The sequence below is a fragment of the Massilia endophytica genome (genome assembly GCF_021165955.1).
In the GTDB taxonomy this organism is placed as follows: Bacteria; Pseudomonadota; Gammaproteobacteria; order Burkholderiales; family Burkholderiaceae_D; genus Rugamonas; species Rugamonas endophytica.
The window spans coordinates 3,554,236-3,567,669 of the sequence record NZ_CP088952.1 but is presented as its reverse complement, the minus strand read 5'-3'; the positions used below and the strand labels follow the sequence as shown (position 1 = coordinate 3,567,669).

Annotated in this window: 9 protein-coding genes; 5 read left to right on the top strand and 4 right to left on the bottom strand. The window is 64.2% G+C overall.

What is annotated here, in order from left to right; all coding sequences use genetic code 11:
- Positions 1-202: 202 nt before the first annotated feature.
- Genes LSQ66_RS16360 through LSQ66_RS16350 form a run of 3 tightly spaced genes read left to right on the top strand, consistent with a single transcriptional unit; the run spans position 203 to position 7,838 of the window.
- Positions 203-7,081, top strand: coding sequence for a cadherin-like domain-containing protein (locus LSQ66_RS16360; protein WP_231766253.1), 6,879 nt, complete (start codon positions 203-205; stop codon positions 7,079-7,081).
- Between the two features lie 23 nt (positions 7,082-7,104).
- Positions 7,105-7,572 (top strand): EVE domain-containing protein, encoded by a 468-nt coding sequence (locus LSQ66_RS16355; RefSeq protein ID WP_231766252.1) that lies wholly within the window; start codon positions 7,105-7,107, stop codon positions 7,570-7,572.
- Positions 7,569-7,838 carry a TfoX/Sxy family DNA transformation protein gene (locus tag LSQ66_RS16350; protein ID WP_231766251.1) on the top strand — a complete coding sequence of 90 codons (270 nt, stop codon included), beginning with the start codon at positions 7,569-7,571 and terminating at the stop codon, positions 7,836-7,838. The genes LSQ66_RS16355 and LSQ66_RS16350 overlap by 4 nt, the downstream gene beginning before the upstream one ends.
- Here LSQ66_RS16350 and lgt read toward each other — a convergent pair.
- Positions 7,835-8,683, bottom strand: a complete 849-nt coding sequence (gene lgt, locus LSQ66_RS16345) for a prolipoprotein diacylglyceryl transferase (protein ID WP_231766250.1) — start codon at positions 8,681-8,683, stop codon at positions 7,835-7,837. The two genes, LSQ66_RS16350 and lgt, sit on opposite strands and share 4 nt — an antisense overlap.
- Complete coding sequence (locus tag LSQ66_RS16340; RefSeq protein WP_231766249.1) at positions 8,684-9,586, bottom strand: LysR family transcriptional regulator; 903 nt, start codon at positions 9,584-9,586, stop codon at positions 8,684-8,686.
- Between the two features lie 100 nt (positions 9,587-9,686).
- Here LSQ66_RS16340 and ilvD point away from each other — a divergent pair, with 100 nt between their 5' ends.
- Positions 9,687-11,552 (top strand): dihydroxy-acid dehydratase, encoded by a 1,866-nt coding sequence (ilvD, locus tag LSQ66_RS16335; protein ID WP_231766248.1) that lies wholly within the window; start codon positions 9,687-9,689, stop codon positions 11,550-11,552.
- A gap of 16 nt (positions 11,553-11,568) precedes the next feature.
- On the opposite strand, the gene LSQ66_RS16330 is transcribed toward ilvD, so the two are convergent.
- Complete coding sequence (locus LSQ66_RS16330; RefSeq protein WP_231766247.1) at positions 11,569-11,799, bottom strand: TIGR04438 family Trp-rich protein; 231 nt, start codon at positions 11,797-11,799, stop codon at positions 11,569-11,571.
- A 141-nt stretch (positions 11,800-11,940) separates the two neighbouring features.
- Between LSQ66_RS16330 and LSQ66_RS16325 the strand changes: the two genes are divergently transcribed.
- Positions 11,941-12,252 (top strand): c-type cytochrome, encoded by a 312-nt coding sequence (locus LSQ66_RS16325; protein ID WP_231770135.1) that lies wholly within the window; start codon positions 11,941-11,943, stop codon positions 12,250-12,252.
- 48 nt (positions 12,253-12,300) lie between these two features.
- On the opposite strand, the gene LSQ66_RS16320 is transcribed toward LSQ66_RS16325, so the two are convergent.
- Complete coding sequence (locus tag LSQ66_RS16320; RefSeq protein ID WP_231766246.1) at positions 12,301-13,425, bottom strand: branched-chain amino acid ABC transporter substrate-binding protein; 1,125 nt, start codon at positions 13,423-13,425, stop codon at positions 12,301-12,303.
- Between the last annotated feature and the right edge of the window lie 9 nt (positions 13,426-13,434).

Genomic DNA, 13,434 nt, shown 5'->3' with positions numbered 1-13,434 from the left:
CTGCTTTCTTGGTTCCAAGTCTTCTGCCACCTAGTAGTTAATTACAAGGCAGCGACGGTGAACGCCAACATGCCGCCGTGCTTCTCGGCGGCGCGCGACCGCATTGGAAATTACCGTTTCCGCGGCAGCGCTTGCAGCCCATTCCCGTCGTGAAATGCCGGACCAATGGGGCCGTGATCCGGCGCCGGGGGAAAAGGGAGTTATGTCCAGAACGCTGAACGTCGCACAGGAAGTTGCATTCGTACTGACGGATATCGAGTTTGCCGAAGACATTCTCGAGAATCTGCCGCCGCATATCTGGCCCGTCGCCATCGACCATCGTCGCGATGCGCTCACCGCCATCGCCCGCGAGCTTGCCAGTTTTCCTCGCCTGAGAAGCATCCATCTGTTCTGCCACGGGGAGCAGGGCCTGCTCAAGCTTGGCAGCGACTGGCTGTGTACCGGGAACCTGCACAGCTATACGGCCGCACTCGACATGATTGCCACGGCGCTGCGCGGCGGCGACCTGCTGCTGTATGCCTGCGAAGTGGCGCGCGGTCCCCAGGGCCAGGCCTTTACCGCGAGTCTTTCGCGCGTGGTGGGCGCCAACGTGGCGGCGTCCTCGCGCCTGGTGGGCGAAGCCCGCCTTGGCGGCAGCTGGGAGCTGGATCAGATGCAGGGCAGCCTTGCCACCACCCCGCTGGTCTTTGCCGGTTTCCGCGGCGTGCTGGCGGTGAACGGCTCGCTTTCCCTGACTGGCCTGCAGCAGGTGGGACAGACGCTGACGGCGGTGATCAGCGACTCGAACGGCTTCAACCCCGCGAACGTTCTGTACCAGTGGTACAGGGTCAACACCAGCACATCGGCGGAGACCCTGCAGCCTGCGCTGTCCGGGACGGGCGACGCGTTCAAATCGGTCTTCCTCGATCCTTCCATGGAAGGCTGGACGATGAAGCTGTACGTGAGCTACACGGACAGCTCGGGCAACGCCGAGACCCCGTCCGCGGCGAACGTGTGGTACGTGAGCCACCAGCAGATCTTCATGGACCACACGTCCATCACGATGAACGAGGACGGCAGCAGCAGCAGTACCAGCACGCCGGTGACCGTGACGCTGGACGAGAATTACCTGAGCAGCAGGGAATACGGCTACACCTCCTCCCAGATCAAGTACGTGATCAGGCAGATGCCCACGCATGGCGTGCTTCAGTTCAATGGCGGCAGCATCGTCCTGAACACCACATCGCCGCCTGTGGCCGGAACCATTTTCACCCAGGACGATATCGACCAGGGCAAGCTGACCTACACGCCGGACGCGAACTATAACGGCACGGACTCCTTCAAGTTCAATGTGTTCGACGGCGTGTGGTCGCACAACGACGACCAGACTTTCAGCATCACGATCAGCAAGGTCAACGACACGCACACGGGCGACGCCGCGGTCACCCTGGTGGCGGTGCAGGGCGACACGATCCATGCCACGCGCGGCGACATTGCCGACATCGACGGCTTCAGCGCGGCCACGCCGCTCAGCTACCAGTGGGAGATTTCGGACAACGGCACCAGCGGCTGGACAACGATCGGCGGCGCGACGTCGGACTCATATCTGCTCGGTATTCCGGAGGCGAACAAGTACCTGCGCGCGGTGGTCACCTATACCGACGGCCAGGGGCACACCGAGGTTTCGTACAGCAATTCCACCAACCAGGTCATTCCGAATACGCCGCCGACGCTGGCCGCCAACAACGGGCTCACTGCCACGGAGGAAACCGAGATCCGCATCACGGCGGGCGAACTGGCCGTATCGGACGTCGAGCAGCCCAAGGCGCGCCTGGTTTACTCGCTCACCGCCTTGCCGCTGCATGGTACGCTGACCGTCAACGGTGTTGCCATCACGGGCACCGGCGTGGCGTTCACCCAGGCTGACATCGAGAACGGCGCGCCGGGCATGGGCGTGCGCTACACGCCTGCGCTCAACTACCACGGGAGCGATGGGTTCACCTTTACCGTCAGCGACGGCTCGGGCGGCAGCATCGGCAGCACGACCTTCAGCATCAACGTCAACAATGTGGACGACGCTCCCGGCGGTACGTTGAGCTATTCGGGCACCGTCAGCGAAGGCGAGACTCTTACCGCCAGCAATACGATTACGGATGGCGACAATATCGCAGCCCCCGGTATCGGCTACGCCTGGCAGGTGCAGGACGGCCTGGGCGTATGGAACACGGTCGGCACGAGCACTACCCTTCTGCTCGACCATGCCTATGCCGGCCATTCCGTCCGCCTGCAGGCCAGCTACGTCGACGGCACCGGCCATGCCGAGACCGTGACGACTGCGGGCGCGGTGGTCAACACCATTCCCACGCTCACCAATGCGGGGCTCACCGTCAACGAGGACACCAGCATCCGCATCACGCCGTCCGAGCTGGCGCTGGCGGACCCGGAGCAGGGCGCCGCGGCGCGCGTCTTCACGCTCACCGCCTTGCCGCTGCATGGCACGCTGACGCTGAACGGCACGCCGATCGGCGCCGTACCGGCCACCTTCACCCAGGCCGACATCGAGAACGCGGCGCCCGGCATGGGGCTGCGCTACCAGGCGAATAGCAACTACAGCGGCGCCGACCGCATCCTCTTCACTGCCAGCGACGGCGCGGGCGGCGCCATCGGCAGCACCCAGTTCGACATTTCCGTATCGGCGGTGAACGACACGCCGACGGTGGATACGAACCTCGGGCTCACGCTGAATGAAGACGACGGCGTAACGGAAATCACATCGGCGATGCTTGTCTCCTCCGACGTGGACGATTCGGCCGATGACCTGGTCTACACCATCGAGACCGGCCCTGCCAAGGGTACGCTCAGCCTCGCCGTTGGCGCGACCTTCACCAAGGCGGATCTCGCGGCGCACCTGCTGACCTATCGGCCGAATGCGGACGCCAACCTTGGCGACTCCTTCAAGTTCAGCGTGAAGGACCCGCACGGCGCCATCCTGGAACACCAGACCTTCAGCATTTCGATCAATGCCCTGGACGACGCCTATACCGGCGGCACGAGCTTCACCGGCACGGTGAGCGAGGGCGAGACCCTGACCGCTGCCAACAATCTGGCGGACGTGGACGGCATGCCCGCGCCGGGCGTCGCCTACGAGTGGCAGGTGAAGGATGGCCTGGGCGTGTGGAACGCCGTGGGCGCCGCCAACACGCTGCTGCTCGACCCTTCCTATGCACACCACGAGCTGCGCCTGAAGGCCAGCTACACCGATGGCGGCGGCAAGGCCGAAGTCAGCTACAGCGCAGTCCAGGTAGTCAACAGCAAGCCGGCGGTGACCAATAACGGCATCACGGTAACCGAGGACAGCACGGCAGTGCGCATCACCCCCGCCGAACTGGCGGCGGCCGACGCCGAGCAGGGCGCTGCATTGCGCCTGTTCACCCTGGGCAGCCTGCCCACGCACGGCAAGCTGTATCTCAACGGCGTGGAGATCACCAGCACTGCCCAGACCTTCACCCAGGCCGACATCGAGAACACGACGGCAGGCATGGGCCTGCGCTACACGCCGACTGGGAACTACTTCGGAGCGGACAGCTTCACTTTCACGGTCAGCGACGGCGCAGGTGGCACGGTTGGCAGCCAGACCTTCAATATCGCCGTCAGCAACGTGGACGATGCCCCTGGCGGCACGGTGACCTTCACTGGCACCGCCAGCGAAGGCGAAACGCTCACGGCCCACAACACCATCACGGACGATGACGGCATTCCTGCGCCGGGCATCAGCTACGAATGGCAGGTGAAGGACGGCCTGGGCGTGTGGAATGCAGTGGGAACGGGTGCGACGCTGCTGATCGACCACGCGCATGCGGGCCATGATATCCGCCTCAAGGCAATCTACACCGATGGCGGCAGCAAGAGCGAAAGTGTTCTCAGCGCAGTGGACACGGTCAACACGATGCCGACGGTGACCAACAACGGCATCACCGTGACCGAGGACAGCACAGCGGTGCGGATTACGCCTGCCGAACTGGCAGCGGCCGACCCCGAGCAAAGCGCCGCACTGCGTGTATTCACCCTGGGCAGCCTGCCTGCGCACGGCAAGCTCTATCTCAACGGTGCGGAGATCACCAGCACCGCCCAGACCTTCACCCAGGCGGACATCGAGAACACCACGGCGGGCATGGGGCTGCGCTATACGCCGACGGGCAACTACTTCGGCGCCGACAATTTCAGCTTCAGCGTGAGCGACGGTGATGGCGGAACGGTTGCCACGCAGACCTTCAATATTGCGGTCAGCAACGTCGATGACGCGCCTGGCGGCACGGTGACCTTTACTGGCACCGTCAGCGAAGGCGAAACGCTCGCGGCCCACAACACCATCACGGACGATGACGGCATTCCTGCGCCGGGCATCAGCTACGAATGGCAGGTGAAGGACGGCCTGGGCGTGTGGAATGCAGTGGGAACGGGTGCGACGCTGCTGATCGACCACGCGCATGCGGGCCATGATATCCGCCTCAAGGCAATCTACACCGATGGCGGCAGCAAGAGCGAAAGTGTTCTCAGCGCAGTGGACACGGTCAACACGATGCCGACGGTGACCAACAACGGCATCACCGTGACCGAGGACAGCACAGCGGTGCGGATTACGCCTGCCGAACTGGCAGCGGCCGACCCCGAGCAAAGCGCCGCACTGCGTGTATTCACCCTGGGCAGCCTGCCTGCGCACGGCAAGCTCTATCTCAACGGTGCGGAGATCACCAGCACCGCCCAGACCTTCACCCAGGCGGACATCGAGAACACCACGGCGGGCATGGGGCTGCGCTATACGCCGACGGGCAACTACCATGGCGCCGACAGCTTCACCTTCACGGTCAGCGATGGCGATGGCGGCACGGTTGGCGCCCAGACCTTCAACATCGCCGTGTCTTCGGTGAACGACCTGCCGGGTGGCACAGTCACGATATCTGGCACCGTAAGCGAAGGCGAAACGCTGACGGTGGCGCACAGCCTGACCGACGCGGAAGGCGTGGGCGCGGTCAGCTACGAGTGGCAGGTGAAGGACAGCCTGGGAGTGTGGAATGCCGCCGGAAGCGGCAGCTCGCTGGCGCTGGCATCTGCCTATGCAGGCCATGAGCTGCGCGTGAAAGCCAGTTATACGGATGGCGAGTCCAACGCGGAGAGCTATACCACGGCGCCAGTGCTGGTGAACACGAAGCCGCTGCTGGTTGCCAACACTGGCCTGTCGATTGCCGAAGACGCAGCCGTGCGCATCACCCCCACTGAATTGTCCGTGAATGACGACGACCAAAGCGCAGCGCTGCGCGTGTACACCGTCGGCACGCTTCCGGCGCACGGCACCCTGAGCGTGAATGGCGTGGCCCTGACCGCGGCGGGCCAGACATTCACCCAGGCGGACATCGAGAACGCTACCCCGGGCATGGGAGTGCGCTACACCCCATACGCAAACTACTACGGCGCGGACCTGTTCAAATTCACCGTGTCCGATGGCGCGGGCGGCGCCATCGCCAGCACAGACTTCGCCATCACGGTGGCGGAAGTGAACGACCTGCCGGGTGGCGCCGTCGGCATCGCGGGCAGCCCGATGGTCGGCCAGGTGCTGGCGGCATCGAACACCCTGACCGATGCGGAAGGCCTCGGCGCATTTACCTATGTATGGGAAGCCTCGGCGGACGGCAGCTCGGGCTGGGCGGCCATTCCTGCCGCAACAGCTGCCTCCTATACGCCGCTGGCCACGGACCTCGGCAAGTTCCTTCGCCTCAAAATCGCCTATACGGATGGACGGGGAACGGCCGAAACGGTCTACAGCAACGTGTCGGACAGGGTGGTGCCAGTACCAGTGCCCACAGCGAGCGACGACCGCGATGGCGTGAGCAGCGACATCGAGAGCAGGGCGCCCGCGATGGGCAGCGGCTTGCTGGGCGACGGCAACGGCGACGGCATCCGCGACGCGGAACAGGGCTATGTGACTTCGCTGCCCTGGGTTGCCAATGGCGGCAAACCTACCAGCTATGTCACGTTCACCAACGACCTGAAGCTCGACCAGCTCGCGGCGCGCACGCTGGCGTCTCCTGCCGCGCTGCCGATCGACCTGAAGATACCGGTTGGCCAGGTCGAGGCATCGATCAGCGGCATTGCGGCCGGGCAGACCCTGAAGATGACGACCTATGTCTCGTCGGATATTGTCCTGAACGGCTACTGGATGCAGAACCGTCACGGGGAGTGGGTCGATGTGAGCAGCAGTATTGTCACCGCGGGGGGCAAGACGCGCATCGAGTTCGCGGTCACCGACGGCGGCGAATTCGACGCGGACGGCAAGGTGGACGGGCGTGTCACGGAGATCGGCGCCCCCGGCAGCTGGAGCACGGACCACGACAAGGATGGTATTCCCAATGCCGTGGAAGGTAACGTGGGGAAAGGCGTGGACCAGCGCGACAACTTTGTGTTCGAGCGCGGCGACCTGTTCGTGATGCAGGCCTACCGCGACACTTTCGGCCGCGAAATCGGCGCGGAAACGAAGGACGTGCTGCAATCGAAGCTGGACAATCACATCGCCAATGAGGCGCAAATCGCCAAGGAGATCATCGACCAGCAGCTCGATATTCTGGGCGACCTGCCAAGCCTGTACATCGCCGTGTTCGGCCAGCCTGCGGAGAAGGCGGCGTTCGACAGCTGGAATGCCAGCCTGCACAATGGCATGGACGCCTCGAAGATTGCCGAGCGGCTGTTCTCCTCCGACTGGTTCGGCAAGAGTACCGGTCTGGTGGATGATGGCGCCTTCGTGTCGCAGCTGTACAGGAATGCCCTGAACCGTGCTCCGGAGCAGGCCGGATACGACTTCTGGCTGGCGCAGCTGCAGGCCGGGAAGTCGCGTGCGGACATCGTGCATGGCGTGATCGAGTCGCAGGAATTCCATGCCCTGCACGATGCTGCCAACGCCGTGACGGCGCTGTATGTCGACCTGCTCGATCGCACGCCGGAGGCGGCCGGGCTGGCCTACTGGACCGGTTTGAGCCAGGCGGGCATGAGCCATGTGGACATGATTGGAGGCTTCCTCAACAGTGCGGAGTATCATAGCCGTTTCTACTGAACCGCCATTTTGGGGAGCCCGCAATGCAGTATTGGCTGATGAAATCGGAGCCGGACGATGTCAGTTTCGACGACGTGCTGGCCTCGCCGCGCCAGACCACCTCGTGGTACGGCGTGCGCAACTACCAGGCGCGCAACTTCATCCGCGACCAGATGAAGGTCGGGGACGGGGTGCTGTTTTACCACTCCAGCTGCGCGGTGCCCGGCGTGGCGGGCGTGGCGGAGATCGTGAGCGCGCCGTATCCGGATGCCTCGCAGTTCGATCCCAAGAGTCCTTATTACGATCCCAAGGCCACGCCCGAGCAGCCCCGCTGGACGGGCATCGACGTGAAGGCCGTGAAGAAAGGGCGCTACGTGGAGCTGAAGGAGCTGCGCAGCCATCCCGAACTGGAGAACATGCGGCTGCTGGCCAAGGGCAGCCGCCTGTCGGTGATGCCGGTGGAACCGGAAGAGTGGCGCTTCATCCTGAAGCTGATCGGCAAGGCGGCATGACGCGGCCTTTCAGCAGCCTGAAAGGGCTCGGGCCGCGCAGCGAAGGCATGCTGGCGCAAGTGGGCATCCACACCGTGGAGGCCCTGCTGGCGTCTGATCCCTACGAAGTCTATGCGCGCCTGAAGGCGACGGTTCCGGGCACCAGCCTGAATGCGCTGTATGCGTTGATCGGCGCCATCGAAGACCGGCACTGGCTGGACATCAAGCGCGAACGCAAGGGCGAGATCCTGATGCGCCTGGAGGATATGGGGCTGGCGCCGCGCTAGGCGCGCACCGGGCTCGCTCCGTACACCTTGCGGCGGTAGGACCACACCAGCATCGCGATCCCGGCCACGATCATGGGCAGGGACAGCACCTGGCCGGAAGTGACGGGCAGGCCCGCCACGTGGATCTCCCAGTCCGGCGTGCGGAAATACTCGGTGAAGAAACGCGCGCAGCCATACAGCAGCGTATACATGGCGCCCACCGCCAGCTGCGGACGCTCCTTGCGCGCGAACAGCCAGAGAATGGCGAAGACCAGCAGGCCGTCCACCAGCATCTGGTAGATGGGCGAGGGATGGCGCAGGCCTTCCAGGAAGACGGCGTTCACGCCGATGGGATAGTGCGTGTCCGGCCACAGCATGGCCCAGGGCAGGGAAGGATCGGCCACGCGGCCGGGCAGTTCGGCGTTGATGAAATTGCCGAAGCGCCCGCAGGCATAGCCAAGCGGCACCATGGGAGCGATGAAGTCGTAGACATCCAGCAGGTTGCGGCCCGCGCGGCGCGACCAGAACCACATCGCAACCAGCACGCCGATAAAGCCGCCGTGGAAGGACATGCCGCCGTGCCAGACCATGAAGATCTCCAGCGGGTTGGCGGCGAAGTAGGGCAGGCGGTAGAACAGCACTTCGCCCATGCGGCCGCCGATCACCACGCCCAGCATGCCGTAAAAGAGCATGTCATCCAGGTCCTGGTTCTTCCAGCCCAGCTTCGCGATATGCGGCTGCTTCACGCGCACGCGGCCGAGGGCGATGAACAGCGCGAAGGCCAGCACATACATCAGGCCATACCAATGGATCGCCACGGGACCGATGTGCAGCGCCACCGGATCGGGCATTGGATGAATCAGCATTCAGAGTCTCTTTCGCATCAATTCTAGGAAGCCGCGCAGCACGGGCGAGGCATTGTCGCGGCGCCAGGCCAGGCCGGTCTCGACCAGCGGCGTGGACTGCGCCAGCGGGCGGTATTCTACGCCGGGCCGGCGCAAATTCGAGACCGATTGTGGCACAAGTGCGATGCCCATGCCAGCCGACACCAGGCTCACGATGGTCTGCATCTGGATCGCCTCCTGCCCGATCACGGGCGTCATGCCCGCGGCGCGGAACACGGACAGCACCGCGTCGTACAGGCCGGGCGAAATCGCGCGCGGGAAGATAATGAGCGGCAGCGGCGGCAGGGTGCGCAGGCTCACCATGTGCTGCCCATGCAGCTCCGGCAGGTTCGCGGGCGAGGCGAGAATCAGCGGCTCGTTCAGCACCGGCATGTAATCCAGCTCCGCCTTGGCTTTTTCCGGCAGGGGCGGGATCAGCAGGCCCGCATCGATGCGCCCGTGCAGCAGCTCTTCCAGCTGCAGGTCCGAGGTCGCCTCCTGCAGCTGGATCTGCACATGGGGATAGACGGCGCGGTAGGCGCGCAGGGAAGGCGGCAGCACGCTGTAGTCGGCCGAGGACACGAAAGCCAGCGACAGGCGGCCGGAGGCGCCCGTGGCGGCCCGCTTCACCACGCCGGACAGTTCCTGGGCCTGGGCCAGCAGGCGGCGCGCCTCCGGCAGCAGGGCCTCCCCGGCGGGAGTGAGCGCCACGCCGCGCCGGTTGCGGTCGAACAGGGAGGCGCCCAGCAGGTCCTCCAGCGCCAGGATGGTCTGCGACAGCGGGGGCTGGGTCATGTGCAGGCGTTTCGCGGCGCGGCCGAAATGCAGCTCCTCGGCCACGGTGACGAAATAGCGCAGCTGGCGCAGTTCTATGTTGGCGCTCATTTCCTGTGATATGTAATTCGACTCACTGACTATTAAATCATATATTTGACATATTCTGCGGGGAAAGGCACTCTGATGCCCTTACCCGAAGGAGACCGCCATGCCCGAATACCGCTCACGTACCACGACCCAAGGCCGCAATATGGCAGGCGCCCGCGCCCTGTGGCGCGCGACTGGCATGAAGGACGGGGATTTCGACAAGCCGATCATCGCCGTGGTGAATTCCTTCACCCAGTTCGTTCCCGGCCACGTCCACCTCAAGGACCTGGGCCAGCTGGTGGCGCGCGAGATCGAAGCCTCGGGCGGCGTGGCCAAGGAATTCAACACCATCGCGGTCGATGACGGCATCGCCATGGGCCACGGCGGCATGCTCTACTCGCTGCCCTCGCGCGACCTGATCGCCGACTCCGTGGAATACATGGTCAATGCGCACTGCGCGGACGCCATGGTCTGCATCTCGAACTGCGACAAGATCACCCCGGGCATGCTGATGGCGGCCATGCGCCTCAATATTCCCGTGGTCTTCGTGTCCGGCGGGCCGATGGAGGCGGGCAAGGTGCTCAAGGTGGTCGATGGCGGGGCGCAGAAGGTCATCAAGCTGGACCTGATCGACGCCATGATCAAGGCGGGCGACAAGAACGTGTCCGATGCGGACGTGGCGGAGGTGGAGCGCTCGGCCTGCCCCACCTGCGGCTCCTGCTCCGGCATGTTCACCGCGAACTCCATGAACTGCCTCACCGAGGCGCTGGGCCTTTCCCTGCCCGGCAACGGCACCATCGTCGCCACCCACGCAGACCGCAAGGAACTGTTCCTGAAGGCCGGGCGCCTGATCGTCGACCTGGCCAAGCGCTACTACGAACAGGACGACGCCTCGGTGCTCCCGCGCAGCATCGCCAGCTTCGCGGCCTTCGAGAACGCCATGGCGCTGGACGTGTCGATGGGCGGCTCCACCAACACGGTGCTGCACCTGCTGGCGGCGGCGCACGAAGCGGGCGTGCCCTTCACCATGAAGGACATCGACCGCATCTCGCGCAAGGTGCCCTGCCTGTGCAAGGTCGCGCCGATGACGGACAAGTTCCACATCGAGGACGTGCACCGCGCTGGAGGCATCATCTCCATCCTGGGCGAACTGGCGCGTGCGGGCCTGCTCGACACCTCGCTGCCGACGGTCCACAGCAGGACCATGGGCGAGGCCATCGAAAACTACGACATCAAGCGCGCCGACGACCCCGAAGTGCACAAGCTGTTCCGCGCGGCGCCGGGCGGCGTGCCCACGCAGATCGCCTTCTCGCAGGCGGAGCGCTATGAAGCGAACGACATCGACCGCGCCGGCGGCTGCATCCGCGACATCGCGCACGCCTATTCGAAGGACGGCGGCCTGGCGGTCCTGTACGGGAACCTGGCGGAGAAGGGCTGCATCGTGAAGACGGCGGGCGTGGACGAAAGCATCCTGAAGTTCAGCGGCAAGGCGCGCGTCTTCGAAAGCCAGGACGCGGCGGTGGAAGGCATTCTGGGCGACACGGTGCAGGCGGGCGACGTCGTCATCATCCGCTACGAAGGTCCAAAGGGCGGGCCGGGCATGCAGGAGATGCTCTACCCCACTTCCTATATCAAGTCCAAGGGCCTGGGCAAAGCCTGCGCCTTGCTGACGGACGGCCGCTTCTCCGGCGGCTCCTCGGGCCTCGTCATCGGCCACGCCTCGCCGGAAGCGGCGGAAGGCGGCGCCATCGGCCTGGTGGAGGAAGGCGACATGATCGACATCGACATCCCCGCGCGCACGATCAGCCTGCGCATCGGCGATACGGAGCTGGCCGCGCGCCGCGCCGCGATGGAAGCGAAAGGCGCGGACGCCTGGCAGCCGGTCAAGCGCGAGCGCTACGTCTCGCAGGCCCTGCAGGCCTACGCCGCCCTCACGACCAGCGCCGACCGCGGCGCCGTCCGCGACCTCAGCCAGCTCAAGCGCTAGCTACCTGCTTGAGCGCTTATTTGCGCTTGGGGTCGTTGAAGTTTTTGGCGACGCGGGCCTGGCGGCGCTTTTCGTCTTCGTTGTGGGCCTTGCGCTTGTCCAGGCCCAGCATGGGTTCGAGGAACTCGAACCAGATGAAGGCGGCCGCCATCAGCCCCACTATCCACCACCAGGACAGCTCGGCAAATTTCCACACTTCGAAGTAGCGCAGCGCGCACAAGGCTGCAATGATGATAATGATGGGCATGGGCAACTCCTGTTGAACGCCCATCTTACAAAACATTACGATTTATGGGGAGGTTTTTGCCGCCCCATCGTCAACGCGGCCACCTCTCCCTGCGTTCTGGAAACGCGGTAGAATGAGTTTGGTTTTTCTTTGGAGAAAATGATGAAACGTTCCCTGATGGTTGTCGCGGTGCTGGCCTCTGCGTTTGCTTCGCAGGCTGCAATGGCGAATCCGGATCTGGCCAAGGCGAAGAATTGCATGGCTTGCCACGCTGTGGCCAACAAGCTGGTGGGCCCTGCTTACAAGGATGTGGCAGCCAAGTACGCGGGCCAGAAGGACGCCGAAGCCAAGCTGGTCGCAAAAGTGATGAAGGGCGGCTCCGGCGTGTGGGGCGCAGTCCCGATGCCCGCCAATCCGCAAGTCAGCGAAGCCGAAGCGCATACGCTGGTGAAATGGATCCTGGCGCAGAAGTAATTCTGTAGCACCAGCAAAAAGGGACAGCCTCGGCTGTCCCTTTTTTATTTACTTGACCACTTCGAGCAGGGTCTTCTTGCCGTTCTTGTAAGTGAAGAGCGTCAGCGCGCCGTCCTTGATGTCGCCGTAGTTGTCGAAGGCAATAGGGCCGGTAATGCCCTGGTATTTCACCTTCGCCAGGTAGGGCAGGTATTTGATGGGGTCCGCGGAGCGGGCATTGGCCATGGCTGTCGCCATCGTCATCACCGCATCGTAGTAGTAGGGCGCGTAGATCTGCACCTCCACCCCGAAGCGCTTCTTGAAGCGCGCCGCGAATTCGTCCATGTTCTTCTGCTGGCCTGCCAGCACGCCGCCCGCTTCCGCGCAGGTGACGATGTCGTCCGCATTGCCGGCCAGCTTGGGCATCGCTTCCGTGCAGATGCCGTCGCCGCCCATGAATTTGGCCTTGATGCCCAGCGCCTTCATCTGGCGCAAGAGCGGGCCGCCTACCGAGTCCATGCCGCCGAAGAAGATCAGGTCAGGATTCTTGGCCTTGATGCTGGTGAGGATGGCGTTGAAGTCGGTGGCCTTGTCGTTCGTGAACTGTTTGTCGACGATGGAAACGCCCGGCCCCTTGACGGCCTTGGCGAACTCGCTGGCCACGCCCTGGCCGTAGGCGGTGCGGTCGTCGATCACGGCGATGCGCTTGGCGCCCAGCTTGGTCACGGCGTATTTGCCCAGCGTGCTTCCCAGCTTGCTGTCGTTGGCCACGACGCGGAAGGCCGTGTTGAAGCCCTGGTGGGTGTAGACGGGATTGGTCGCGGCGCCCGAAATCTGCGGAATGCCCGCGTCGTAATAGATCTTGGAGGCGGGAATGGTGGTGCCCGAGCTCTGGTGGCCCACCACGCCGTTCACCCTTGCGTCCACCAGCTTCTGCGCGGCAGCCGTACCCTGTTTCGGATCGGAGGCGTCATCTTCCGGCACCAGCACCCATTTCACGGCTTTTCCGTCGATCTTGAAGCCTTTGGCATTCAGGTCTTCGATGGCGAGGCGGGCGCCGTTTTCGTCGTCCTTGCCCAGGTGGGCGGAAGGGCCGGAGATCGCGGCCACGTGGCCGATCTTCACCACTTGCTGCGCACCGGCGCTGCCTGCGAAGGCGAGGGCCAGGGCCAGAGGGATGAGCTTGCTTTGCATTGTATTCTC

What these genes read in the sequence shown, in the direction of transcription:
- LSQ66_RS16360 (WP_231766253.1), top strand. Translation starts at nt 203, where the DNA reads ATGTCCAGAACGCTGAACGTCGCACAGGAAGTTGCATTCGTACTGACG.
- LSQ66_RS16355 (WP_231766252.1), top strand. Translation starts at nt 7,105, where the DNA reads ATGCAGTATTGGCTGATGAAATCGGAGCCGGACGATGTCAGTTTCGAC.
- LSQ66_RS16350 (WP_231766251.1), top strand. Translation starts at nt 7,569, where the DNA reads ATGACGCGGCCTTTCAGCAGCCTGAAAGGGCTCGGGCCGCGCAGCGAA.
- lgt (WP_231766250.1), bottom strand. Translation starts at nt 8,683, where the DNA reads ATGCTGATTCATCCAATGCCCGATCCGGTGGCGCTGCACATCGGTCCC.
- LSQ66_RS16340 (WP_231766249.1), bottom strand. Translation starts at nt 9,586, where the DNA reads ATGAGCGCCAACATAGAACTGCGCCAGCTGCGCTATTTCGTCACCGTG.
- ilvD (WP_231766248.1), top strand. Translation starts at nt 9,687, where the DNA reads ATGCCCGAATACCGCTCACGTACCACGACCCAAGGCCGCAATATGGCA.
- LSQ66_RS16330 (WP_231766247.1), bottom strand. Translation starts at nt 11,799, where the DNA reads ATGCCCATCATTATCATCATTGCAGCCTTGTGCGCGCTGCGCTACTTC.
- LSQ66_RS16325 (WP_231770135.1), top strand. Translation starts at nt 11,941, where the DNA reads ATGAAACGTTCCCTGATGGTTGTCGCGGTGCTGGCCTCTGCGTTTGCT.
- LSQ66_RS16320 (WP_231766246.1), bottom strand. Translation starts at nt 13,425, where the DNA reads ATGCAAAGCAAGCTCATCCCTCTGGCCCTGGCCCTCGCCTTCGCAGGC.